Below are 23,008 nucleotides of genomic sequence, written 5' to 3'. Positions count from 1 at the left end.
GAAGGATTCAGGCTCGGTTCAGCGTGCGGGCGCTCTGATCGGACCCGCGGATTTCACACAGGGGAAGATCGTGAAGAAGCTCGCTCTCTCGGCCGTCGCGGCGGCTTTCGCAGGATCCCTGCTCATTGCGCCCACCGCGGAAGCGCGGCCAGGCTATCGCGGCGGCTATCACGGCGGCTACGCCTATCGGGGCCACCGCCACTACGGATACCGTCGCGGCCCCGGTGTCGGCGGCGCCCTCGCGGCCGGCGCGGCTCTGGGCCTCATCGGCGGCGCGATCGCGGCCTCGCAGGCGCCGCGCTACTACTATCCGGCTCCGGCCTACGGCTATTACGGCGGCGGGCCGTACTATTACGGCTACTGACATGGTCCGCCACGGGCCGCGGCGGAGAGATCAGCTCGCGACCCGCCTCAGCAGGCGCTGCAGATCGGCTTCGCGACCTGCGCGCCCCTGTTGAGAAGCTGGCTCATCAGGGTCTCGCGGTCGGGTCCCTGGGATGGCGGCGGCCCAGCGCTCGCCGCGCCGGATGGAGATGCCTGGCCGACCGCGGCAGCCGGGCTCGGCGCGGCCACTTCGGCAGTGTTGTGTCCGGGCCTGCCCGTCGGAGCGCTCCCCGGATTTCTGCCCTCGCCCTGCCACCGGGAACGGGCAGCCGCGGATTGCTGGAGGACCGCGAGGGGGTCGATGCCCGGTCCCGAGTTCCGGCTCGCGACCAAGCTGTCGTCGCCCTCGACCACCACCTGCGTGCTCTGTAGCCCCTCTGCCCGGACGAGGGCGAAGAGCAGGCCGGCATTGCGCGGGGCGAGCCGGACGCAGCCGTGGGATGCCGGGTGCCCGAGACGCCGCCCCTGATTGGTGCCGTGGATCGCGTGCCCCTCCGCGGTGAAGAAGATCGCGAAGGGCATCGGCGCGTTGTCCCATTCCCGCGAGAAGTGGTGGCGGCTCAGGCGCGAAGGCCGGAACGTTCCGCTCGGGGTGTCATAGCCCGCAGCCCCCGTCGAGACAGGCCAAGTGTGGCGCTCCTGGCCGTTCACCGACACCGCCATGCTCTGGCTCGCCTTGTCGATCCGGATGAGCAATTCAGCCGAGGCACCGGACGACAGGGGAAGCATGAGCAACGGGCCCGCGAGGAGGCGCCGCAGGCCAAGATGCCATGCTCCCGCATCGCAGCTGTACCTAGCCGCAACTGATCGACCGAGCTTCCGCCGCGCCTGCATCATGGACCGACTCCGCCGCCTGTCGCGCCTGCCCGCCGTCGCGATTCCCGGGCCGCGTGGCCCGCGAGGAACCATTGGCGCGCGCGAAATCCGGCGGGACCGTGACGAACTGGCCGGAAACTTTTGGCCGGCGCAACTCGTATCCGTTTTGTAGCTGAGGAAGTGCGGACCTGGGAGGCGCGCGTGCCGACTCGCCCACGACAAAGGCCCGGAGCCGGACGCGTTGCCGCCGTGGCCCCACCAAACATCGCGGATCGCGCTTTCGTCGCCGTATGCACCGTGAGCGTACTGGCTGCCGAGATGGCCTTCTGGCTGGCACTCGGCTGACGCCGGGACGCCGGCCCGGCCTGGCTTCGAGGCCTCTCGCTGACAAGGCGAAGTCGGCCCTCATGTTACCTATACGGAATATCGTCTATCTTTCATCAGATAAACTGTGATCTTTTCAGTCTATGGCGGTCTCGGCTGAGCCAGCTTGCTGATGCCGCTGCGTTTCAATCGCGCCTGCTGGCGTTCGCCGCCCTTCCCAACCCACGCTCGGGGGTCGCGCCAACGAAAACGGCGGGGCTCGCGCCCCGCCGTCGGCCGGATCGATGATCCGTGCGCTTAGTAGGCGGTGTAGGCAGGACCGGCGCCGGCGCGGCCGTATTGCGGCGCAGGACGGTCGAAGTCCTCCGCGTTCCCGTAGCGGGCCGGAACATCGAGCCGGCGCGGCGCGATCGAGCCGGTGACGATGTCCCCGGCCGCGCCGACGGTTCCGCCGACCACGCCACCCACGGCGCCGGTCACGCCGCCGACCACAGTGCCGACACCGCCGATCAGGCCGCCGCGCGGTCCGACAGGATCGATATGGGCGCCCCAGACATTCAGAGTGCCGTCACGGTTGTAGCTCGCGCTGCTCGAATCGAACGTCTGGGCGAGGCTCGGCGAGGCAGCGAGGCCGAGGGCCAGAGCGATGGCGGTGGTGATGGTGGCGCGCTTCGTCATAGTCAGTCCTTCACGATTGCGGAGCGGCCTCCGACCTCGACCGGCGGATGTATAGATACCGGATCGGATCGCGCACTAGCGCCGCTCGACTGCGATGAGCCTGATCTGGTGCCAACTCTGCATCAGGCAATGCACGCTTTGTCGCACCGCAATATAATTATCGTTCGGACGGACCTCGATTCGACGGCACTTTACTTCCGCGACACAATGCGCGCGGAAATTGTCGTTGCATGACAGGAGGTTTCCGAGTGCAGGCCTCCGCCTGAGCGTGCAGTGCAGCATCGCACATCGGCGCGGGCGGCGCCGCTGTTTCGCCGGTTCGCCCGCCTCAAACGTCGCGCTGGCGTCCGATTCGGGATGAGGAGCGAGGCGGTCTCGAGCGCCTCAGCGTAGGGCATGGGCCGCGTAGGACTCGGCTGAGGCGAACAGGTCGCCGCCCTGCTGCCAGTCCTCGATCGTCCGACCCGTGATATGCGCAACGTAATCGCGTGTTTCCTTCGGCAGGGGCGAGCGCCCGGCGAGCCAGTCGCGGACTCGCTGCGGGCCCGCGTTGTAGGCCGCCGCGGCCAGCCCGAGATTGCCGAAGCGACCCCGGTGCTCCTTCAGCAGTTCCGCCGATTTCGGGATGGCCTCGTAGGGGTTGAAGGGATCGAGAAGGCCGCGCTCGCTCGCGGTTCCGGGCATGAACTGAGCGACGCCCATCGCACCGGCGCGGCTGATCGCCTGCGGGTTGAGCCCGCTTTCCTGGCGAAGCAGGCGCATGAGAAAATCGACAGGCAGCCCGTTGATCACCGCCGCGTGCTCGATGAACGCCGCCATGCGCTGGCGGTCCCCGAAGAATGCGGCGGACCACGCGTCCTCGATCGTCTCGAAGGCTGCGCGCTCGAGTCGGGGACCCGCCTCAGCAAAGGGGTGCCGCTGCGCGTAGGCGTAGGCAGGGCCGGCCGCCGTCGCGAGGGTGATGAGGCTCGGAACTAGGGTTAGCCGGGCCGCCGGTGACGCATTGCGATCCGATGCAGGCGGCCGATCCGGACCCTGCTCCTGCCCCGGAAGACTCGGGCTGAGCGCGAGCGGTGCCGCCAACATGAGACTGAGGGCGACGCCGCGATTGAGGAACGCGCGCCGCAGGGCACGACGTCGCGCGCGTCTCGCGACGCTCGCCCGATACTCCGCCCGGCTCGTCCGGCGCAGCGCATGCATATTGGAGGCGCCCCCTGTGGCGTCCTCGGACCCGACCGATGGCCGGACCCGCTGCTCTTCTCGGCGACGCTTGCACGGGCCGGCAAGCGCCTCAAGGCCGGGCAGCCCGGATCCCAACGGACGGTCGTTTAGGGTACCGATCGGGCTTCGTTCGAGCGGGCAGCCCGCAGACCGAGATTTCGAAGACGCGTCGCGCATCGCACGGATGACGGGGCGCGACGTTGGATTTGACCGGGATCGCCTAGAAATCGGTAGCACCGCACACCGAAAAATCTCGATCCCGGCAGCGGAAACCAGCGTTATTTTTCCTACGTTCCCGGGCGCCTCAGATCGCGCGATCAGTCTGCGGCCCTCGCGATCGCATCCACTTTCGCTCGGTGTGCACGCGCTGAGAACTGTCCCAACCGCCCGGAGCACGTTCGGCCCAATCGATTAATCCCTGTTCGGCGGCGTCTTGGTTAGAATTATTCTGCTTGCCGTCACATCTGACATACCAAATAATGCATGCCAGCTGCTTCCGGAGCGCATGCACCGCGCCGCTCGGACCGGCAGCCCGAATCATTGCAACGGCGTGCGAGCCACAGGGCAGGCCACGCCCTCATCTGCGATGTCCACTGAGGGAGAACGCTCATGCCAACGTCCGCTGCCGCGCCAGCCGCGGTCAAACCGTCACCGAACCGCTGGCTTCAGATAGTATTGGGTGTGGCCTGCATGGTGGCGGCCGCCAACATTCAGTACGCCTGGACCCTGTTCGTTCCCGAGATCCAGAAGACCTTCGGCTGGGACCGCGCCGCCATCCAGGTCGCCTTCACCATCTTCGTCATCGTCCAGACCTGGCTCACCCCGATCGAGGGCTACTTCATCGACAAGTACGGCCCCAGCCGGGTCGTCATGTTCGGCGGCCTGATGACCGGCCTGGCCTGGGTCATCAACTCCTACGCCACCTCGCTGACCGGCTTCTACGCCGGGGCGGTCGTCGGCGGCATCGGCGTCGGCTGCGTCTACGCCACCTGCGTCAACAACGCCCTCAAGTGGTTCCCCGACAAGCGCGGCCTCGCGGTCGGCCTCACCGCCGGCGGCTACGGCGCCGGCTCGGCGCTCACCATCCTGCCCATCGCCAAGATGATCGACGCCGGCAGCTACGCCCAGGCCTTCTTCACCTTCGGCCTGATCCAGGGTGCCATCATCATGCTGGCCGCCGCCTTCATGCGCGCCCCGGCCAAGGACGAGGTCAAGTTCTCCACCAAGGTCCTGCAGTCGCGCCGCGACTACACCCTCGGTGAGGCCCTGCGCACCCCGGTCTTCTACGTCATGCTCCTGATGTTCACCTGCACGGTGACCGGCGGCCTGATGGCCGTGGCCCAGCTCGGCGTGATCGCCCAGGATCTCGGCGTGAAGAACTTCCAGGTGAACCTGTACTTCTTCGCGATGGCGGCCCTGCCCTTCGCGCTGATGCTCGACCGCATCATGAACGGCATCTCGCGGCCCCTGTTCGGCTGGGTCTCGGACCGGATCGGGCGCGAGAAGACGATGTTCATCGCCTTCGCCATGGAGGGCATCGGCATCGTGGCGCTGGGCTATTTCGGCTCGAACCCGTGGGCCTTCGTGATCCTGTCGGGCATCGTGTTCCTGGCCTGGGGCGAGGTCTACTCGCTGTTCTCCGCCACCGCGGCCGACACCTTCGGCTCCAAGCACATCGGCAAGATCTACGGCGTGCTCTACTGCGCCAAGGGCTTTGCCGCCCTGTTCGTGCCGGTGGGCAACCTGATCATGCAGGCCACCGGCACCTGGTCGACGGTGCTCTACACGGTCGCCACCATGGACCTGATCGCCGCAGCCCTCGCCGTCGCGGTTCTGCGCCCCATGCTCAAGCGCCACCACGCCGCAAACGGCGTCGTCGCCCAGGCCCCCGCCCTCGCGCACGCCTGACACAAAGCCTGAGCCTAAGCCTGCCCCGCCCAAAACGCGGGGCAGGTCCCCTTCGGCCCGGACAGGTGGCCCGATCCAAGCGAAGGCCGGCTATCCGGGAGCCGCTGCTCTACGACGGGAGCGACGTCGCCCTCGCGAGTCTCTCCCTTCTCCATCCGCCGCATCCCGACCGTGCCTCGTCGATCCTGACCCGTCCGGGATCCCGGCGCGGCCGGCCTCCTTCGGTTCTCTCGGAGCGCGACCTTGCTGCAGCAGCATCCGCAGAAGCTCAGCCTGACCTCCATCAGCGGAGCCGTGACGCTGCGCTACCAAGCCTACGAGATGATCAAACGCTCGATCCTGGCGATGGACATCTACAGCGGCGCCGCCGAGATCCGGCTTGAGGAAAAACAGATCGCCCGGGATCTCGGCGTCAGCCGGACGCCGGTCCGGGAGGCGATGACCCTTCTCGAGCAGGAGGGTCTCGTGCGCTCCGTGCCGCGGCGGGGCCTGTTCGTCGCGCGCAAGACGAAGCACGAACTGATCGAGATGATCACCGTCTGGGCCGCGCTCGAAGGCATGGCGGCGCACCTCGCCGCGACCCGCGCCGAAGACAGCGACCTCGCGGAGCTCGGGTCGTTCTTCGACGCCTTTCCTTCGTCCCATTCGGCGGACCGGCTCGACGACTACGCGGACGCGAACATCGCCTTCCATCAGGCGATCATCCGTCTCGGCGGCTGCAACCTCATGGTGGAGATGACCGCCAACCTGTTCGTCCATGTCCGGGCGATCCGGACGCTCTCCATCCACCAGGAGGGCCGGATTGATCGCTCGGTGCGCGAGCACGCCTCCATCATCGCGGCCCTGCGAGCGCGGGATGCCGATCGCGCGGCGACCCTGGTGCGCGACCACGCGCTCGGACTGGCCGATCATGTCAACGCGCACTGGGCGCTGCCGGAACTCGACTGGGACGAAAGCCGGCCAGCCACCGGCCTCTGCCTCAAGCCATGAGATAGCGCCCCACGGACAGACCGAGAAACGGTTTCACGGAGGACATACGGGATGACGCGCCTCGCTCTCCTCATCGCCCTTCTCATCGCTCCGACGATCCCCCGGGCCGCCGAATCCGGTGATCCGGCCCTGCCCGCGCGAACATCAGCGCTCGTGCAGCAGCTGGTGGATTTCGCCGTGACGCTCGAGAAATGCAGGCTGATCAAGCCCGGCCGCAACGCTCAAGCCGCCTGGCACGCGATCGAGGCCGCCTATGCCGGCCTGCCGGCGCGCTGGGAGCGGGACAGGCCTCTGCTTCGATCCGTCATCCGCGCGGAGATCAACCGTCAGCGGCTGACGATGCTCGAACCGGCCGATGGCTGGTGCGCGGAAGCCAAGCGCGCCTACGGTACACGCGGCCTGATCTTCCCAGACGCCATCTCGATGATCGACGGGTCCTCGAGCCACTCGGCTCTCCGCGCGGAGGCGCTCTTCACGGCGGATACGCTCGAGATCTATCAGCACTAGCCGCGCAGCGATTGTCGCCTGACGGACAAGCGCCCGGCGCGGCAACGGAAATCGCTCGCGAACCGCCCGAGCGTAAGGCTCCCTTAATCCTGTTCCCGCATCTTCGCGGCACCGATCGAGCGGCCCAACCGGCTGCCGCGCGCGAGGCTGCCGAGCCTTCCCGCGCGCGAGGCTGCGGAGCTTCCCATGCGCACCATTCCCGCCCTTCGCCACTGGATGCAGACCCTCCCCCTCGCGCCGAGGCCGGCACCGACGACCGTGCTCGCCGCGGTGCTCGGGTTGACGGCCCTCGCCGGCTGGGGCGCCTTCGCCAGCAAGGCGTGGTCGCAGCAAGACCTGACCGAGCAGGTCGAGTTGCTGCAGGCCGATCGCGGACGGCTGCTCGCTGGCCTCAAGCAGATCGAGCAGACCAATGCCGAGCTCGCCCGCGACGGCCAGGAAAAGCTCGCCTCGGTCCGGGACGAGCTCACCCAGGCCCTGACGGCGCGCGACGCCGCCAAGGGACAGTTCGCCAGCGCCCAGCGAGAGCTGGCCACTCTCAAGAAGCGGCTGGATCAGGCCCGAGATCGGGTGTCGGAGACGGGCAGCATCAAGACAGTCGAAGCGAAAAAGGCCGGGCGCTGAGTCACAATTTGTCCTAACAATCTGAAGCCGCGCCGATATCTGCGGAACAACGCACCCCGCAGCAGACCAATCGCAATCCCAATTTCGATGGAGTTGAGTTCCGAAAATCAAATATCCTTTGTAACTATCATAAAAAACACGTCCACTTTATTTAAAATACCGAATTTGATAAATCAATGCCACGCTGCTATTACCGTTTTCAATCCTTTATGCTTTCATAGATTCGCATGGCAGTGCTTCGACGGGAAAAGGCCTTTCTTCTGTGCCTCTCAAGGCGGTCGAGGTTCAAAAGGACTTCTGAATATTTTATCTTAGACTTGAAAGCTTTTCCCGAGTTTTCATTCGCCTCACTGCTCACCTCCCGCATCAGGGAAAGTCTTAGTGTGCTAATGCGATCTAGATGAACTTGCGCATCGGCAAGCTTTCTAGCCGCCTTTACCGTCGCAGGATCACCAGCAGATTGGGCGGTTAGCTGCCGAGCGAGATTCTCGATCTCAGATTGAGTAGCTTCTTCGCCCATCACTGTCGCCAGCCAGCGCGTGCGAGCATTTTGCTCGGCGCGCAGTTGGCCTGCGAGCGACCGCGGGATGACGCTAGCCTGCGTCCCGCGTACATTCACCTTGTCGGAATGTTTTGAAGTCATAATCAATCCGCCATCCAAGATCTTAGGTTAATTTTTATATTTAACTAACTGCCACTGGACGCACACACAAAAATTGTCTTGCCATTGCCAACCTAAGGAAATTAAGGATTTACTTGAGGCGCTATTTCAGCATCCACCGCGTCCGTGCTCGCAAGCCTGAGTTTCTGACCAAGATTTGCTCGCTTGCGTTCAATCTCGCGTAAAAGTGTGTCACGACGGTGATCGGCGTTGGCGATCAATCGATCGATGCGCTCAATATCCGCGAGCTTAATTTGGAACGCACGCGCGCTCACATCCGCACTAGTTAATCCCCGCTGACACATGTACTCTTCAAATTTATTCAGCGCACCCGGAATTCCCGCAACCCAACCCACAGCAAGAGGCAAACCTGCGTAAGGCATACTTACTTGAGGGTTATCGGTACTGAGCGCATTGGCATCAAGCACCGGCCTCATCAGCTCTTCCGCAGCTTCTAGACGAGCCTGCGCCAGTATCCTACTGCGCCATAATTGTAATCTTTTAGATTCCCATATCAGATCAATGATATTTTTTACCCAAAGCGTCTCAACAACATCTGATGGCTTAACCTGTTGCACGATACAATTTAAGATAGCGTCGTATTGACCGACATCCTCATCAGGAAGAAGCGGCTTGTCATCAAAGAGAAACCAAAGATTTTCTGGCAAAGCTGGTAAAATTTCGTGCAAACTCTCAGCATTTTTGCGTTCAGTTTGACGTGTTGTATTGGACCGATCCACGAGCTTCTCCATTTTTCCTGTATTGCATTTTATGAAATTGGAGCGTCAGAACTCTCCTAAGTTCCAGCGGTCCTTCTCAGTTCCGCTGCAATCCGCATTGCCCAATGAAAGTCGTCGTCGCGCCATGAATGTGTGTCGGTCACTGATCCTCTTTTGCGAATCGCTCGGCCGCCCCCTAGGAGCCTGTCTGAGCCCGTGTCTCGACGACGAGGCTGCGGGGTGATTCACTTGGCTCATGGCCGAGGTGTTTCGCTCCTGGGACGTCGCTCAGGGCTGGCTGCTGCCGCGCTCGCTGCATGAGTTCGTGCCGCCCGGGCACAAGGCGCATTTTGTGCGCGACACGGTGCGGGAGGCGCTCGACCTCTCGGCCATCCTCGACACCGACACGGAACAGCGCGGCTACCGGCCCTACCATCCGGGCATGATGGTGGCGCTCCTGCTCTACGGCTACAGCCGAGGCCTGTACTCCTCGCGCCAGCTCGCCCGCGCCTGCGAGGAGCGGGTCGATGTCATGGCAGTGACCGGCCTGAACCGGCCCGACTTCCGAACCATCGCCGACTTCCGCAAGCGCCACCTCGTGGCCCTGTCGGACCTGTTCGTGCAGGTGCTGCGCCTGTGTCGGGCGGCCGGTCTCGTCGAGTTCGCTCACGTGGCGGTGGATGGCACCAAGCTGAAGACCAACGCCTCGCGCCACAAAGCGATGAGCTACGGGCGGATGAAGACGGCTGAGCCGGGCCCGACGCCGAGATGGGCGCGCACTTCCTGGAAGGTGACCTCGACGCTCCAGCGGCGGACGAACCACGATACGATCTGGGTTGGATAGCGGGCGAGGTCGGTGCAGAGCAACACCTGGGGCTCGAAGCGCCGGGCGGGATCGCGCACGAGCACACAGCGGACTGGCACGACCGGCATCCCGCCGTGCCGCCACACCGCGGTGCCGGGGGCGACCTCGATGCCACGCTGGCTGACCCGTACCAGCCCGGCACCATGACCGCGCGCCAGGGCGTGTCCTTGGCCACGAGGGTCGCAGAGAGTGTGGGCAGGCGTGCGCCTTCGGTGCGCGGGCGCCCGATCGTGCCGGGCGGCCGGGGCGGAGCGGGTTCGTAGAGGGCCGCGTCAAGCCGCAGGCCGGTGATCGCCGTGATGCGGGCGCGCCGCATCGCGTCGAGGAACAGCAGGGCGGAGAAGCCGCCGTCACCGACCAGTACGAAGTCACGCCCGCGCAGCCAGCTCCGCGCCTGGAGGGCGAGTTGGCGTCCGACGTCGAGCAGAGGCTTGTGCTGGCGACCCTACTCCCGGCAGGCGCGTTCGGACAGCACCAGGGCGGTCAGGAGCGGCAGCGCCCAGATGCGCCCCGCCCAGGGGATTGGGGCCAGCAGCATCAGGCTCATCCAACGCAGGCCGCTCGCCTTGCCGAAATGGCGGTCGGACGAGCGCACCGGGTCGCGGTAGATTCCCTTGGCCGAGATGCGCTTGCCGCGGCGGCGCTCGATCGTGTCGTCGAGCGCCTTAATGAGCGGACCGCGGGGGCGAAAGCGGCGATCAGCAGCCCGAGCAGGATGCGGCCGCCAGTGCGCGGGCACCATGCGGCGCGATTGAGGATGCGGTGGACGTTCACGAACCGCCGATCCTGCGCGCGTCGCCACGAGCGGTGGACGAACAGCGGCGCGAGCACCAGGATGAGCCCGGCGAAGCGGGCGGCAGATCAGGCATTGGATGTCTCTTGGTCGGGACACCCCGAGCCTACCCGTCATGCCCGCTTCGTCACCTCGCTGCTCAACCGCTTGTTTGATTGGCCAAAGTCGAGCTTATACCGGTCGACGGTGATAGCGACTCACGAGGTTTCGTATCGGCGGCGGATCTGGTTCGATGAGGCAAACCGGGAGGGTTTGCCATGTCCGCTGCGGTTGCTCTGCGTGAGGATTTCAACGCCGACGATCTTCGACGTCTGGCCAAGGCCAGCCGAGACGCGGGCCAGAGCCGCCGGCTGCTGGCGCTGGCCGAGATCTACGAGGGCGGCAGCCGCACGGATGCGGCTCGGATCGGGGTGGTAGGGTTGCAGACGGTGCGCGATTGGGTGCTCGCCTTCAACGCAGCTGGCCCGGCCGGGCTGATCAACCGCAAGGCCCCGGGCAACCCAGCCAAGTTGAGCGATGCGCAGCGTCAAGCGCTGGCGCAGATCGTCGAGAGCGGGCCGGACCCGGATCGACACGGCGTGGTGCGCTGGCGGCTGAAGGATCTCGCCGCCTGGATCTACGCCAGCTTCGGCGTGAGCCTGGACGAGAGCACGGTGGGCCGCACGGTGAAACAACTCGGCTTCCGCAAGCTGTCGGCACGCCCGCGCCATCATGAGCAGGACCCGGCCGCACTGGCAGCCTTCAAAAAAACTTGCCAGCCGAGGTGAGGGCGATCCGAGCCCGGCTGCCGGCTGGCGCGGCCATCGAGGTGTGGTGGTCAGACGAGGCTCGGGTCGGCCAGAAGAACACGCTGCCCCGCCGCTGGGCGCGCCGCGGCAGCCGGCCCTCGGCGCCCAAGGACCAACGCACGGCCCACGCCTACATCTTCGGAGCGATCTGTCCCGAGAAGGGCAAGGGTGCCGGCCTCATCATGCCGAGATGCGATACCGCGGCGATGAACGAGCACCTCAGGGAGATCAGCTGCAGCGTCGAGGAAGGCGCCCACGCCGTGCTGATCCTCGATGGGGCGGGCTGGCACGTCGCCCACGACCTCGTCGTGCCCGCCAACATCACCCTGCTGCCGCTGCCAGCCTGCGCCCCGGAACTCAACCCGGTCGAGAATGTCTGGCAGTTCCTGCGCGACAACTGGCTCGGCGACCGCGTCTTCTCGTCCTACGAGGACATTGTCGAGCAGTGCTGTCAGGTCTGGAACCGGTTCATCGACCAGCCTTGGAAGATCATGTCCATCGGCCTGCGTGACTGGGCCTATCAGTTATGATCACCACCGATTGGTATTAGGCGTGAAGCATCCCGTCCGTCGGGGCGTGGACGGTGAAGGCGCGGCCTTCGTCCACCCAGCCCGGGCCGGCCGATCCGTAGTTGATGGCGTCGGCCTCGGCCGCGTTCGCCGCGTAATGGTGCAGGCCCGTCTGCGTGTTGTAGAAGCGCTCCAGCGTCACGCCGCCGGTGCCGGCCGCGGCCGGGCTGGCGTAGGCCTCGAAGGCGACGCCCTCGTAGTGGTAGCTCGGCAGCGTCTTGATGATGGTGTCGCGCTCGCCCGCGTCCGTCGTGAAGAAGTGCTGGCCGGTCTTGGTGTCGTAGAAGCGGAACACGTCGATCGTGTTCGGGCCGTTCTGCGGCGTCGCCCAGCCGACGCCCTCGTACTGGTAGCTCGGCAGGCTCTTCAGGATCTGCGCCTTCTCGGCGGCGCTCGTCGTGTAGAAATGGTCGCCCGTCCGCGTGTCGTAGAAGCGGTAGACCGCGTTCACGTCGTCAGACTGGGTGCCTGTCTGGGCCTGCGCAAGCGGCCGCTCAAACCCGTGCTCCGCGGGGCTCACCGCATCGGGCTGCACCGATGGGGGAGGCGCCGAGGGCTGCGTCGTGCCAAGGCCATCCTCATGAATCGTCTGTCCCGGGCGGATGCCCTCGGAGTCGACACCGTTCAGGTCGAGATGAGCGACGTAGCTGCTGATGCCGTACTTATCGTTCAAGGCGTGCACGTCGGCGACCTTCTGCGCACCGGTGACGTACTCGATGCTGATGACGTCCTTGCCAGCGTCGATCGCCTTCTGCAGCAGGCCCATGCTGTAGCTGGTCTCGGCTGAAGGCTGCTTCTGGCCGCCGTCCGTGTAGAACAGGTTCTCTTTGAACATCCCGTCGATCGTATTGAGGTACCCTGGGTGGGTCAGAAGCTCCTCGGCATTGTTGACCCAGATCTTGAAGCCGGGTTGCTTGGCCTGAGCATAATCGCGCAGGTACTTGATGAGGTCGACCATGGCCTGCTCGGCACCGGCCGCGCCGCCCGGCGCGTGGCTCTTGGCCCAAGCGGTCTGATACTCGTCGACCACGTCGAAGTAGACACCGTCGTAGCCGGCCGCCAGCATCCGATCGATGTAGGCCGTGGCGACCGCCTTCCACTCGGGCGTCCAGAATGCAACCTCGAAGTTTCCCTTCCACTGCGGGTTCTCGGGACCGAGGGCAGCTGAGGGAATGGTCTTGAAGTAATCCCGGTATGTCTCGGCCTCACCGATGCTGAAGTAGCCGAGAAGCAGCGCGCTGCCCGGGCCGCCGCCCATCTGCTTGACCTCAGCGGGCGTGAAGGTCCGACCGGTGTCGTTGTAGATGTCGATGACTTTAACGTCGAACGGGGCCGCCGCGATCTGTGAGGGTGTGACGCCTTGGAGGACGTACATTCCCGTCTTTGGCATCTCTCATCCTCGTTCAGGAGACTCTCGCAGGCGGGCGTAACTGAACACCTGCGTAAGCGGCAGGAATCCGATCCCGACCCTGCACAGTGATTCGGAAATTCGTGCTTAATGACGCAACATTATCTTCCCTGCAGCGGCGGCAGGTCATCTGGTGATGAGCAATCGTGATTTGCGCCAGTACCCTAGAGATCGCCACTCAACGAGAGCAGAAAGATCAGTCTCTTGAGCGCTCGCTTATCCGCACGTGAGGCGGATTTGCACTGAGAGGCGGATTGGAAAACTGATAGTCCTGTCGATGGCTGCATGACTTCCGCCGGGCAACAGCTGGAACAGGAATGAATGCGGGCGATGGGCCGGTTAGCGCGGCAACGAGACGGTGTATCAGCCGCGGCCGAAGTTCAAACATTCATTCCCCGCTGCACCATAGTTCACAGCCCAGCTTACAGAAGTTAATTTGGGCGGAAAGGTGGCGAAGCAACGGTCATAGTCAGTGCGTATCAGATTGTACATTTATGGCGACGCTGAAGGCGCTCTTCCAAAAACAACTTTTTCATTCCTGCATTCAGATCATTACGGCGGTGTTCGAACATTTTACGTTAAGAATGCTCGGTGCATCGACACCGGGCCGTCAGAGGAATCGCGTGGTGAATTCCGCATTTGGTTACGGTTCATGATGAGTGGCGCAATCTGTGTGGAATGGGCCGCGCCGATCTCGACCGCTGGCGGCGCCATCGCCTACGCGTGCGTCGGCTTTTGAGGGCGAAGAAATGCAAACCGGTATCGAATGGAACCGCTATACCGTTGTCCATTGGAAAACGGCCCAAATCTCAGGAAGCGAGAACGCTCCTCTGAAAGGTTGGACGCGCGCTTTTGCGCAACTCACGCAGGCGGTGGTGTTTGTTAAAACCCTCGATCCGGAGCGCCAGCAAACGGCGCGGGTCGATTGTGGCGGACAGTCCTACCACATCCTCGACATCAACCATCTTGCCGGGCGCGCAGACTTCCCGCACGCGCACCAACTTGTGGCGGCCTGACAGCGCTTCAGGCAACATCCAGAGCCTAAAATCACCCCCAGTTCTAGCTGGGGATGACCACGGGCAATTCGCAATCGATGACCTTGCTGGGCTGCTACAACTTTACTTCTTCCGAAGTATCGAGATGCAGTCGATCTGCTCTTCTCCCCACGGAACTTCTCGTTGCTCTATCACGTCGAATCTGGACCTGATCGCAACATGTTTCAAAATTGCTGCTGTCATAAAATTTCGCCAATGAGGATTTGCTCTGAAATCACCACCTGGGTTTTTACTGTAATTTGAATGATGAAGCAGAGCGTGCCCTCCCGATTTAAGCACTCGGGCAATTTCAGGGATGTAGGAGATAATCACCTCCATGTCAAAATGCACCATTGCATCAAATGAATAGAAAAATGATGCAGACTGATCCGATAAACCAGAGAGACTATAACCATCGTTTTTGAAAGATTTTGCACGGGGACCTTCAAGCGTGCTTTTGAGTTGATCAATGCACTCTTGATTGAAATCGACCATCATGACGTGGCCCGCACCGGCCTCGAGGAGCTTTTTCGTATTTCTCCCAAAGCCTGCCGCAAAATCGATCGTCTTTGTCAGATCAAATTCGTATTTTTCAAAAAATGGGTTGATATAATCTCTCCATTGATCGTCCATATGGCTGGAAGCGATCCCATGGTATTCATTTGCGACTTCAGATCCCCACAGAAGACCTTCTGCCGTGACAGTCTTTTCGAGACGGTTACTGTCTGACATCAAAAGCTTCCTGCCATCATCGGCACCCATATAAGCTACAGAACCCGCTCCTGGCAACTTACGCACTCTCAAAATATCGGGCGAAACCTCGGGTTAACCCTCACCGACGTCGGTAGCGGCTGAATTTGTCTACGGTCTATTTTGGCTTGAGCCAATCGCGGGTTGCAGCGCGGCAATAGACAGCGGCGACGCTGGTTGCGGTTTTTGTCGCGACGGCGCGCCGCTCCGACGATTTTACCGGAAGCGATCGAAAGCTCGGCGAACGCGCAAAGCAGCCCGTCGGCAGCGCTGCCCGGATCGCCGTGGCCCTCGGCCGCACCTGGGTCGATAAACACGCCAGCGGCCGCTGGCCTGTGGCTGCCCCACAGGTCACGGGCTTGGACGCTTTGACAGCCATCCGCCGCTCCGGTGGCGTGCGGACCACGCGTAACGCGCGTCGCCGTCGAGCAGATGCAGATGGTCGGAGAGGCGGTGGCGCTCCAGCCACGCGAGTGCAGCCTCCAGTTCGGCAAGTGTCATGGCGGCCCGCGCCTTGCCAAGCACGCGCTTGAGGACGGCGTTGTAGCGGTGGGGACGGTTGCCACTGCGCGGGATGCAGAGGTTCGCCTCGTCCTCCGCAGCTTGCGCGGCGACGGTCGCGGAAAGGCGCTGACGAAGGAGACGTTCGCTCAGCGATGGAGCTCGCTCCGAATCGGGGCAGCCGATCGCGGGATTCAGCGCGTTTGATGCTCTCGCCCTTTCGGCCCGCGCAACCGTTATCGGGCGCAGCAGAGCGTAGCGCAGGCCGATTGCATTGCTCTCCAGAGGAGTGATCGCGCGGGGCTCCTCGTCGGACCAGACGACACGCTCGGGCGTGAGCGCGGAGATGCGCTGGGTCTTGCGCGCTCGTGCGGCCGAGCCCTGCTCGTTCTCCAATTCCGCGCGGAAGCGGGCGAAGAGCGGGTCGTCCGGATGGAAGACGAGCGCCTGCTGGTCTGTGTAGGAGCCGGCATGCGGGTCGACGCGCGTGGCACGGGCGATCATCTGCTCGAGCCAGGGGCGAGACCGGATGTGGGTTAGGGCCGCCACCACGGCGATGTCCGGCGCATCTAGGCCCTCGTAGGCCATGGCCACGGTCACGAGTACCGCGGGCTCGGGCAACAGTCGGAACGCGGCGAGCGCCTCGTGTGCATCCCGCTCGGAGGATGTCGCGAGGCGCACGTCGCGCTCTGCCTGTGCGGCCGGCATCCAGCTCTGCAGCATGGCAAGGTAGTGGCGAGCACTCGCTTGATCCGGGGCCACAACGAGGAGCTTGCCGAGGCCGCGAGCGAACTCGGTAGGCCCGAAGCCTCGCTCCGCACGGCGCCGCGCTCGCAGCCGGCGGGTGGCGCCGAAGGCTTCCTGCAGAAGATCACGGGCGAAGCCGGTGCGGAGGGCTGTAAACAAAGCGGGGCGCGTCGTGTTGCGCACGGCGCCTCCGAGACGGTGCGGGCCGACGCGCGCCTGTCCGGCCGCGCGGCCGCCCTCGAGCCAGCTAGCCTCGCCGTCAAGGGCGCCGAAGGTGACCGGCAACACGCTGCGCTCGGCAAGGGCCTGGGCGCGCGAGTAGCCGATCACGGCCCAGCCTGGTGCATCGAGATCGATCTCAGGCGTGTGCGTGGTGGCCGCGGGGTAGTAGGGCAGGCCGAGGATGCGTCTGCCGTCCGCCCGCTCCAAGGTTCCGGACAGGAGCAGCCGCAGCGACGCACATTGCAAGAGCGGGAGCATCGCACGACTCCAGGCACTGGCCTCCTCGCCCTCTGCATCGTTCCGGTCGAGGCTTGAGCTCGGCACCGGCAGGTGGTGGACCTCATCGACGACGAGGAGGGTGCGATTGCGGCTGACCTCCTTGAGGTGAAGCATGGGTGCCGCGGCGACAGCTTGATAGGTCGTGACGTACCCAGCCAAGCCGCGGCTCGGATCCGGCGCATTCTCGGAGCTGCGCACGCTCAGACTGTGACCGAGGCTCGCACGCCAGAGCGGATCGGCGAAGGCCTCCTCCGCCTGAAGGCGAAGCGAGTCGCGCGGCACCACCCAGACGACGCGCTCGATCCGCCCAGCATTTATCAGGTGGGCGGCGGCGAGGACGGGCAGAAGGGACTTGCCGCCACCGGGCGTCACCGCTGCGAGAATGTCCGAGACCCCGTCCGCCTCACCACGGGCCATGGCGGCGGCGAGTGTCGCGAGCGTGCGCTGATGAGCGCGAAGCGGGCGAGCCGAGGCGCTCACGGCGCCCCTGCAGGTTGAGACGTAACCATCGCCCTAACCTGCCGCACAGGTTCAAGGTTGTGAATCCCGTCCGTGCGGGGCCGCGTTTGAGCTCAGGGACGCCCCTGCGCTGTTCGCGTGGATTTCGCCACCGACCTCTGTCTGCGGGTCGGCGCCGCACCTTTCCGGCCCTTGCGCGCGGATTGGGCGGGTTCGAACGGGCGCACCGGCTTCTTGGGATCGGCGTGAGCGTCGAGAAATTTTCGGCACTCAGCGAAGCTCGTCTCGGCCTCGACTGGGCATGGGACGCCATGCTGCTGCGCCAAATTGTGGGCGTAGCGGATCATCGCCGGGGTGGGTGTTCGCTCTCCACCCGACTGCGCGTCCGCTTTGTCTTGTTGTTTCCGCTCTGCGGCATGGGCATCGAGAAAGGCCCGGCAGATCTGACCATTGCTCCTGCAGCCGCGCGGGAGCGTCAGCCCCTTGCGCGCGGCGAGTGAGATGGCAAACGCGACCATGGCGGGTGTTGGGGGCGCCCGGCATCGGGAGTTCTCGGAACCGCGCTCAGATCGAGGCTGATCACCGGCGCGGTTGAGATCGCCCTGATCAACTCACTGACGCGTGCGCGGGTACGCTGCCGGAACTGATCAGCGCGGTGGCTGGCCTCAATACGCGTCGAGGCACGTCCGATCTCGGCAAGCTCCGCCTCGAACATCGCCCGCCCGACGGGGTCGCCGTAGGCCGGGAATACGCGCCGCACCGCCGCGATGAAGGCGAGCCCTACCTCCGTCACCTCGATGGCGGGGTCCTTGCCCTTGTGCAGAGCGACGTATTGGCTCTTGAGCAGCTTGGGTAGCATCGTGTCGCGAGTCGCAGCCGTGCCGAGACCCTTCGGCTCGTTGGGGTTCACTGGGTTCTCGAGCGCCTGCTTGGCCGCGGGATCTTCCACCTGGTCGATGAGGCGGCCCATCACCACCGGCAGTTCGCCGCGGGTGATGCGCCGCGGCGGCTCGGTGACGGCGGTGGCGATTTCAGCGCCTTCGGCGGACGCTGCCTCGCCGTCGCGCACGGGCGGCAGGTGCCCTGCCGCTGCGTCGTCTTCACGTGCCGCCTTGCCCGGGACGACGTCCGCCTCAAGTTCAGTTTGGCTGCCGTAGATCGCTCGCCAGCCCGGCTCGCGCACAACGCTGCCGCTGATCGCGAACCGCTTGAGGCCGAGCGGTGTCTCCACCTCGGCCGAGACGCCGGTGCGGGCATCGATGCCGTCGGGCAGGTGCGCGGCGAGATACGCCTTCGCGACGAGCTCCCACAACCGGAATTGATCGGGCGAGAGCCGAACACGGTCCGGCGCCTTGCGCAGCGGCACGATAGCGTGGTGCTCGCCCGGATCCTTGACGTAGTGGCCCTTGGTGCCGCGCCGAATCATGGGTTTGGTGTCGGGCGAGACGAGGCGGCCCAGGTCGGTGAGCACCGACATCACGGCCGCGCTGACCGCGTCCGCGTCCTCCGCCTGACCCTCCGGCAGGTACTCCGATTCGGTGCGTGGATAGCTGAGATAGCCCTGGTCGTAGAGCTCCTGTGCGAGGCCGGCTGAGTACTGCGGGTCCCAGCCGAACCGCTTCGCGCAGCGCCGCGCCAGCGTGTCCTTCGAGAACAGCCGCGGCGGCGCACGGCGAACTTCCTTCTGCTCGACCACGAGCGATCCGGACCATTCCTCGGCCGCAACCCGAATGGTCTCGGCAACGGCCGGATCGAGGATGCGCTCCTTGGGCGCGTGCAACAGAGTCAGCACGGCATCCGATTGCGTCCTGAGGGACAGCGCAATCTTGAAGAAATCCTGCGCCACGAACGAGCGGATGCGTTGCTCGAGATCAGCCAAGATAGCGAGGGTCGGTGTCTGCACGCCGCCGAACCGCCAGGGCTCGCGGAAGGCAGGGGGCCGCAGGCGAAGGGAGATCGCACGGGTGCCGTTTAGGCCGAGGTGGTAATCTTCGTATTGGCGGCAGAGGGCCTCGAGGTAAGCGGCGTAATCGCGGTCACCCGAGTCAGGCTCTCGGGCCAGCACCGCGAAGGCGCGACGAATCGAGACGTCGTCGAGGGCTCCGAGCTTCAACCGATCGACACGGCCACGCCAGCCCAGGTGTTCCAGGACCTCCCAGGCGATCATCGAGCCCTCGCGACCCGGGTCGGTCGCGATGATGACGCGCTCGGCACGCGCAAGTGCCTGCTGGATCGCAGCGATCTTCGGCTCATGAGACTGGCCCGAGCGGTTCGTGCCGCATCCGACCGGGATGGTGTCGAGCACGATGGGCAGCGCCTCGAAGCGCCAAGGCTTCCACTCGGGGCGAATGCTGCCCGGCTCCTCGGCAGACAGGAGGTGCCCCTCCGCAGCCACGCAGATGGTGTCGGGCGAGCGGAAAAACCGCTGAAGTTGGCGCATCGCTGAGGGCTTCTCGAAGAAGAACAGCGTGCGTCCGGTGTCGGGGGTGGGCATGGCTCGGATCGTCTGGACTCAGGCGGTACGCTTGAAGCGGTCGCGTGCCATTTCTGTTCAGCCCCCCGGTGGCGGACATCGAAGCTTCAGTTCACGCTATGTTCTCACAAGTTCCGCGGAGAAGCTAGGAGGCACCGGCGGGCACAACGGCGAGAGGCTCCAGGCCCCTTGTCAGAGTGGAGATCGGCTCCGCTGAGAGGAAGGGATGGGGCAACATCCCGTGCCGACGCTGAAGAGGCCCACGATCGCCAGCTTGGTTGCGCGCTATAAGCCGAGCGCATGGAAAGCCCCGCGAGCAGTGAGGCTTCGATACCGGTAAGGTGAAGCGTCGGTGCGAGATCGAAACTGGACGGTACGTAGCTCAACCTACGCCGTGCGCGACCGCTGGATCCGTGTTCGGGCGGATGATTGCACGACCGCCTCGGGAGCGGTGGTCGCGCCCTACTACGTGCTCGAATTTCCCGACTTCGTGCATGTGCTGGCGATCGATCGCAGCGACCGCGTGGTACTCGTGCGTCAGTACCGGCACGGGCTTCGTGGGATGAGCTTGGAATTGCCGGGTGGGATGATGGATCAGGCTGAGACCGACATCCTCGGCGCTGCAGCCCGTGAGTTGCGCGAGGAGACGGGCTTTGTAGGCGGAGCTCTGTCTTATGTCATCACCTTGAGCCCTGAGCCTGCTCGCTACGAGAACCGGTTGCATCTGGTCCGCGCGACCGACCTCAGCGTCGGAGCAACCAGCCCTGAGGCCACCGAGGACATCGAGGTGCTGCTGGTCCCGCGGCAGGAAGCGATGCGTCTCGCCCTGTCCGGCGCGATCGCGCATGCGGCCCACGTGGGATTGCTTCTGATCGGCCTCAACGCGCCGGCATGACTACGGGACGGGCGAGTAGCGGGGGCCTTCGTGGGCCGCAGCAGACTGGGGGACAATCGGTCAAGCGACGAAAGGGCCGATCGAGAGAACCGAGCTTGCAGCTAGTGAGGGTCTCCTGATTCAGGCAGGCAATTACCGACGGGAACAGGTCGCTTCCGTGGCTGATTGGCCGGTTGAAGGGGGTTACGGAGGCCACAATGCAGATCTTTCAGATCCGGCAGAGCGCCAGCGGTGCGATCCTTTGGACGGGCGCCGCGCATGACGAGGCCGAGGCGTTCGAGGCCATGGCTCACGCAGCTGGCTTCATCGACTTTGCGCACCTGCCCGAGAAAATCCGGGACAGCGGTTTGAGTGCTGAGCGCATCTCGCCGTGAGGGTCGGCAAGTTCTCGGCACTCTCCTGTTTGCTACGTCAGAGCCCGTGCCTCTCGAATAGCGGCTGACCGAGCGCGGCGTTCAGGACGTCATGCGGCACCACCAGCACGCAACATGCAGGCGATTGGCCCGGAGCCGGCCTGCTCACCACTGAGGCTGTCCGTACCAAGTCGGCCCTGCGGACCGAGGCTTGACGTGGCGCGCACGGTAAATTGCTGATCAACCGTCTTGCTCAAATTTGGTATACCAGCCCGGAACAAAAACCTACGGTCTCGATCGTCATCGATCGAAGGACGCACCTGCCGTGATGCCGGAACTCACTCTGTCCGCCCTGCCCCGGCATCTCTGGACCGGTGTGAAGGCTGTGCTGGCCGTAGCCGTTCTCGTCGTGGCCGCCGACCGGCATCTCGATCCCTCTCTGGATCGTCAGGCGATCGCGCGTCTCAGTGTCGGCACGCCTCCTGTGTTCGATCCTGTCACGACGGGGTCGGTTACGCCTCGCGCTCAACCCCGCAACAGCCAGAAACCAAAATCACGGGAGCGTGATTGGCTCGGCGGGATGAGCAGGCGCACAGACTCGTGCGCCGCTTGATACCCCTCAGCGGCTTGGTGGTCCCAGCCACCTGACTCGGCGGCCGCTCCTCCTCGCGGCCGCCGCTTTCGCTACACCGCAAGTGCGGCGGCCCGGTACCGCATAGCGCCACCTGCGAGCAGGCAAGCTCATCTGTGCCACCATTCCCGTGACCGCTGCGCGTGCCCCTGGTCCCGAGCCAGCCTCACCGTCTGCGCGAGAACGGCCGCGGCTCCCACAGCCTGTACGCGGGCGACGCCAAGGTGATCGCCGGTCTGAGCCACGATGAGGTCGTTGCCTTCTACACCGCGCATGTGGAAGGCGCCGTACTCGGCGAGACAGAGACGAGCCGAGCGTCTCAGCGCGCACCCGCGGCTCATCACGGCGAGAAGGCCAGGCCGGTCTCGATTGCGGCTCAACAGCACTCGCGCCGCGATCGCACGCCTGCTCGCCGCGGCCGATAACTTGCGCTCATCCCACATATCGGGCTGGTCCAATGTAAGCGGTGTTCGAAGCACACCTTCCGGCAGCTGCGATGTGGGGCGAGGATGATCTCCGAGGAGATCGTTTTGTGTCTATGCTCGACCATATGCTTGAGCCGCGAACCGTACGGCGACTGGAACTCTTCACCGGGGTCACGGGCCGGCGACGCTGGTCGGACGAGGCGAAGGACCGCATCCTGCAGGAGGCGTTGAGACCGGGAGCGGTGGTCTCCGAGGTGGCCCGCCGGCACGGTCTCTCGCCGCAACACCTGTTCACCTGGCGCCGCTTGGCCCGACAGGCGCGTCGGGCCGCTGCCCCTTCGCCTCTGTTCGTGCCGGCCGTGGTCGAACCGATCCCGCAGGAGCCGCGCATGGCGGTTCCACCCCACGAGCCAGCGTGTCGCTCGCTGCCGAGGCATGGCATCGAGGTGGAGATCGGCGGCGCAGTAGTGCGCATCGGCGCCGGCGCGCAGCCCGATGCGATCACAGCCGTGATCCGCGCGTTGAAGGCTGGCTCGTGATCGGCCCGACCGGTGCGGTACGGGTGATGGTCGCCACAAAGCCGGTCGACTTCCGCAAGGGCATGGACGGGCTTGCTGGCTTGGTGCGGGAGGCGATGGATGCCGATCCGTTCTCGGGGGCCGTCTACGTGTTCCGCTCCAAACGCGGCGACCGCGTGAAGCTGCTCTTCTGGGATGGTACTGGCGTGGTGCTGGTGGCCAAGCGGCTGGAGCAGGGTGAGTTCCGCTGGCCGAAGGTGCAGGACGGCGTGATGCGGCTGAGCGCGGCGCAGCTCTCCGCTTTACTCGAAGGACTGGACTGGAAACGCGTGCACGAACCGCGGGCGGTGCCGGTTCCGCTCGTCGCAAGCTGAGCAGAAAAGAACGCCAGACCTCATCAAACTGGCTGCAAGCCGCTGATCGGTATGATCTAATCTGCTCCGTGAGCGCGACCACGCAGCCCCTG

23 protein-coding genes and 3 pseudogenes are annotated in these 23,008 nt (G+C 64.7%); 14 read left to right on the top strand and 12 right to left on the bottom strand.

What is annotated here, in order from left to right:
* Positions 1 to 70 precede the first annotated feature (70 nt).
* Positions 71 to 364 (top strand): hypothetical protein, encoded by a 294-nt coding sequence (locus tag DK389_RS16460; RefSeq protein WP_109896456.1) that lies wholly within the window; start codon positions 71 to 73, stop codon positions 362 to 364.
* A gap of 47 nt (positions 365 to 411) precedes the next feature.
* On the opposite strand, the gene DK389_RS16455 is transcribed toward DK389_RS16460, so the two are convergent.
* From DK389_RS16455 to DK389_RS34345, 3 genes are all read right to left on the bottom strand, one after another.
* The gene (locus DK389_RS16455; RefSeq protein ID WP_236960116.1) at positions 412 to 1,113 is read right to left on the bottom strand and encodes a L,D-transpeptidase; all 702 of its coding nucleotides are present in this window, start codon (positions 1,111 to 1,113) and stop codon (positions 412 to 414) included.
* A gap of 708 nt (positions 1,114 to 1,821) precedes the next feature.
* Positions 1,822 to 2,202, bottom strand: a complete 381-nt coding sequence (locus DK389_RS32555) for a hypothetical protein (RefSeq protein WP_236960114.1) — start codon at positions 2,200 to 2,202, stop codon at positions 1,822 to 1,824.
* 384 nt (positions 2,203 to 2,586) lie between these two features.
* Positions 2,587 to 3,021 (bottom strand): lytic transglycosylase domain-containing protein, encoded by a 435-nt coding sequence (locus DK389_RS34345; protein WP_236960112.1) that lies wholly within the window; start codon positions 3,019 to 3,021, stop codon positions 2,587 to 2,589.
* A gap of 1,011 nt (positions 3,022 to 4,032) precedes the next feature.
* Here DK389_RS34345 and oxlT point away from each other — a divergent pair.
* The 4 genes from oxlT to DK389_RS16430 all read left to right on the top strand — a co-directional run bounded on the left by oxlT (position 4,033) and on the right by DK389_RS16430 (position 7,452).
* A complete protein-coding gene (oxlT, locus tag DK389_RS16445; RefSeq protein WP_109891145.1) occupies positions 4,033 to 5,331 on the top strand; it encodes an oxalate/formate MFS antiporter in 1,299 nt (432 codons plus the stop codon).
* A 243-nt stretch (positions 5,332 to 5,574) separates the two neighbouring features.
* A complete protein-coding gene (locus tag DK389_RS16440) occupies positions 5,575 to 6,321 on the top strand; it encodes a GntR family transcriptional regulator (protein WP_236960110.1) in 747 nt (248 codons plus the stop codon).
* Between the two features lie 51 nt (positions 6,322 to 6,372).
* Positions 6,373 to 6,828 carry a hypothetical protein gene (locus DK389_RS16435; protein WP_109891143.1) on the top strand — a complete coding sequence of 152 codons (456 nt, stop codon included), beginning with the start codon at positions 6,373 to 6,375 and terminating at the stop codon, positions 6,826 to 6,828.
* A 186-nt stretch (positions 6,829 to 7,014) separates the two neighbouring features.
* Positions 7,015 to 7,452: a hypothetical protein gene (locus DK389_RS16430; RefSeq protein ID WP_236960108.1), complete on the top strand. Its 438-nt coding sequence runs from the start codon at positions 7,015 to 7,017 to the stop codon at positions 7,450 to 7,452.
* Between the two features lie 199 nt (positions 7,453 to 7,651).
* On the opposite strand, the gene DK389_RS32550 is transcribed toward DK389_RS16430, so the two are convergent.
* Positions 7,652 to 8,095, bottom strand: coding sequence for a hypothetical protein (locus DK389_RS32550; protein WP_162560703.1), 444 nt, complete (start codon positions 8,093 to 8,095; stop codon positions 7,652 to 7,654).
* A 101-nt stretch (positions 8,096 to 8,196) separates the two neighbouring features.
* A complete protein-coding gene (locus DK389_RS32545) occupies positions 8,197 to 8,865 on the bottom strand; it encodes a hypothetical protein (RefSeq protein WP_162560702.1) in 669 nt (222 codons plus the stop codon).
* Between the two features lie 223 nt (positions 8,866 to 9,088).
* Here DK389_RS32545 and DK389_RS35675 point away from each other — a divergent pair.
* Positions 9,089 to 9,965: pseudogene (locus tag DK389_RS35675) on the top strand (transposase); the annotation flags it as partial.
* Here the strand turns inward: DK389_RS35675 and DK389_RS34340 are convergent.
* Positions 9,906 to 10,079, bottom strand: a pseudogene (locus DK389_RS34340) (IS701 family transposase); the annotation flags it as partial. The pseudogenes DK389_RS35675 and DK389_RS34340 sit on opposite strands and share 60 nt — an antisense overlap.
* Positions 10,080 to 10,142: 63 nt before the next feature.
* Complete coding sequence (locus DK389_RS34335; RefSeq protein WP_236960106.1) at positions 10,143 to 10,439, bottom strand: hypothetical protein; 297 nt, start codon at positions 10,437 to 10,439, stop codon at positions 10,143 to 10,145.
* A gap of 308 nt (positions 10,440 to 10,747) precedes the next feature.
* Between DK389_RS34335 and DK389_RS16415 the strand changes: the two genes are divergently transcribed.
* A protein-coding gene (locus DK389_RS16415; protein WP_109887384.1) for an IS630 family transposase occupies positions 10,748 to 11,808 on the top strand; the annotation gives its coding sequence in 2 pieces (ribosomal slippage) (positions 10,748 to 11,234 and positions 11,234 to 11,808; 1,062 coding nt in all).
* 16 nt (positions 11,809 to 11,824) lie between these two features.
* On the opposite strand, the gene DK389_RS33610 is transcribed toward DK389_RS16415, so the two are convergent.
* Positions 11,825 to 13,237 carry an endo alpha-1,4 polygalactosaminidase gene (locus DK389_RS33610; RefSeq protein ID WP_210206675.1) on the bottom strand — a complete coding sequence of 471 codons (1,413 nt, stop codon included), beginning with the start codon at positions 13,235 to 13,237 and terminating at the stop codon, positions 11,825 to 11,827.
* Between the two features lie 512 nt (positions 13,238 to 13,749).
* Between DK389_RS33610 and DK389_RS32540 the strand changes: the two genes are divergently transcribed.
* Entirely contained in the window at positions 13,750 to 13,911 is a 162-nt protein-coding gene (locus tag DK389_RS32540) for a hypothetical protein (RefSeq protein WP_162560701.1), read from the top strand.
* 93 nt (positions 13,912 to 14,004) lie between these two features.
* Positions 14,005 to 14,271, top strand: coding sequence for a hypothetical protein (locus tag DK389_RS32535; protein WP_162560700.1), 267 nt, complete (start codon positions 14,005 to 14,007; stop codon positions 14,269 to 14,271).
* Between the two features lie 102 nt (positions 14,272 to 14,373).
* On the opposite strand, the gene DK389_RS16405 is transcribed toward DK389_RS32535, so the two are convergent.
* Together DK389_RS16405 and DK389_RS16400 are read right to left on the bottom strand one after the other, a co-directional pair.
* Positions 14,374 to 15,087, bottom strand: a complete 714-nt coding sequence (locus DK389_RS16405) for a class I SAM-dependent methyltransferase (protein WP_162560699.1) — start codon at positions 15,085 to 15,087, stop codon at positions 14,374 to 14,376.
* Positions 15,088 to 15,390: 303 nt separating this feature from the next.
* Positions 15,391 to 17,268, bottom strand: coding sequence for a DEAD/DEAH box helicase family protein (locus DK389_RS16400; protein ID WP_236960104.1), 1,878 nt, complete (start codon positions 17,266 to 17,268; stop codon positions 15,391 to 15,393).
* Between the two features lie 224 nt (positions 17,269 to 17,492).
* Here DK389_RS16400 and DK389_RS34330 point away from each other — a divergent pair, with 224 nt between their 5' ends.
* Entirely contained in the window at positions 17,493 to 17,747 is a 255-nt protein-coding gene (locus tag DK389_RS34330) for a hypothetical protein (RefSeq protein WP_236960102.1), read from the top strand.
* Here the strand turns inward: DK389_RS34330 and DK389_RS16395 are convergent.
* Both DK389_RS16395 and DK389_RS34325 read right to left on the bottom strand, forming a co-directional pair.
* Positions 17,723 to 19,414 (bottom strand): DNA topoisomerase, encoded by a 1,692-nt coding sequence (locus DK389_RS16395; RefSeq protein WP_236960983.1) that lies wholly within the window; start codon positions 19,412 to 19,414, stop codon positions 17,723 to 17,725. The genes DK389_RS34330 and DK389_RS16395 overlap by 25 nt on opposite strands.
* A gap of 27 nt (positions 19,415 to 19,441) precedes the next feature.
* A pseudogene (locus tag DK389_RS34325) lies at positions 19,442 to 19,687 on the bottom strand (DNA topoisomerase); the annotation flags it as partial.
* A 484-nt stretch (positions 19,688 to 20,171) separates the two neighbouring features.
* Here DK389_RS34325 and DK389_RS16390 point away from each other — a divergent pair.
* From DK389_RS16390 to tnpB, 4 genes are all read left to right on the top strand, one after another.
* Positions 20,172 to 20,615: an NUDIX hydrolase gene (locus DK389_RS16390; RefSeq protein ID WP_236960100.1), complete on the top strand. Its 444-nt coding sequence runs from the start codon at positions 20,172 to 20,174 to the stop codon at positions 20,613 to 20,615.
* 197 nt (positions 20,616 to 20,812) lie between these two features.
* Complete coding sequence (locus tag DK389_RS33450; protein WP_194075083.1) at positions 20,813 to 20,989, top strand: hypothetical protein; 177 nt, start codon at positions 20,813 to 20,815, stop codon at positions 20,987 to 20,989.
* Between the two features lie 1,148 nt (positions 20,990 to 22,137).
* Complete coding sequence (gene tnpA / locus DK389_RS16380; protein ID WP_162560622.1) at positions 22,138 to 22,563, top strand: IS66-like element accessory protein TnpA; 426 nt, start codon at positions 22,138 to 22,140, stop codon at positions 22,561 to 22,563.
* A complete protein-coding gene (gene tnpB / locus DK389_RS16375) occupies positions 22,560 to 22,916 on the top strand; it encodes an IS66 family insertion sequence element accessory protein TnpB (protein WP_109891135.1) in 357 nt (118 codons plus the stop codon). Before tnpA ends, tnpB begins: the two co-directional genes overlap by 4 nt.
* Positions 22,917 to 23,008 lie beyond the last annotated feature (92 nt).

It is taken from the genome of Methylobacterium durans (assembly GCF_003173715.1).
GTDB lineage: Bacteria > Pseudomonadota > Alphaproteobacteria > Rhizobiales > Beijerinckiaceae > Methylobacterium > Methylobacterium durans.
This window is presented reverse-complemented; position numbering and strand designations above follow the sequence as displayed.

Excerpts from the sequence above, each read along its gene's own strand:
- DK389_RS16455 (WP_236960116.1), bottom strand. The coding sequence starts at position 1,113 with ATGCTTCCCCTGTCGTCCGGTGCCTCGGCTGAATTGCTCATCCGGATC.
- DK389_RS32555 (WP_236960114.1), bottom strand. The coding sequence starts at position 2,202 with ATGACGAAGCGCGCCACCATCACCACCGCCATCGCTCTGGCCCTCGGC.
- DK389_RS34345 (WP_236960112.1), bottom strand. The coding sequence starts at position 3,021 with ATGGCGGCGTTCATCGAGCACGCGGCGGTGATCAACGGGCTGCCTGTC.
- oxlT (WP_109891145.1), top strand. The coding sequence starts at position 4,033 with ATGCCAACGTCCGCTGCCGCGCCAGCCGCGGTCAAACCGTCACCGAAC.
- DK389_RS16435 (WP_109891143.1), top strand. The coding sequence starts at position 6,373 with ATGACGCGCCTCGCTCTCCTCATCGCCCTTCTCATCGCTCCGACGATC.
- DK389_RS16430 (WP_236960108.1), top strand. The coding sequence starts at position 7,015 with ATGCGCACCATTCCCGCCCTTCGCCACTGGATGCAGACCCTCCCCCTC.
- DK389_RS32550 (WP_162560703.1), bottom strand. The coding sequence starts at position 8,095 with ATGACTTCAAAACATTCCGACAAGGTGAATGTACGCGGGACGCAGGCT.
- DK389_RS32545 (WP_162560702.1), bottom strand. The coding sequence starts at position 8,865 with ATGGAGAAGCTCGTGGATCGGTCCAATACAACACGTCAAACTGAACGC.
- DK389_RS34335 (WP_236960106.1), bottom strand. The coding sequence starts at position 10,439 with ATGGTGCCCGCGCACTGGCGGCCGCATCCTGCTCGGGCTGCTGATCGC.
- DK389_RS33610 (WP_210206675.1), bottom strand. The coding sequence starts at position 13,237 with ATGCCAAAGACGGGAATGTACGTCCTCCAAGGCGTCACACCCTCACAG.
- DK389_RS32540 (WP_162560701.1), top strand. The coding sequence starts at position 13,750 with ATGGCGACGCTGAAGGCGCTCTTCCAAAAACAACTTTTTCATTCCTGC.
- DK389_RS32535 (WP_162560700.1), top strand. The coding sequence starts at position 14,005 with ATGCAAACCGGTATCGAATGGAACCGCTATACCGTTGTCCATTGGAAA.
- DK389_RS16395 (WP_236960983.1), bottom strand. The coding sequence starts at position 19,414 with ATGATCGCCTGGGAGGTCCTGGAACACCTGGGCTGGCGTGGCCGTGTC.
- DK389_RS33450 (WP_194075083.1), top strand. The coding sequence starts at position 20,813 with ATGCAGATCTTTCAGATCCGGCAGAGCGCCAGCGGTGCGATCCTTTGG.
- tnpA (WP_162560622.1), top strand. The coding sequence starts at position 22,138 with ATGCTCGACCATATGCTTGAGCCGCGAACCGTACGGCGACTGGAACTC.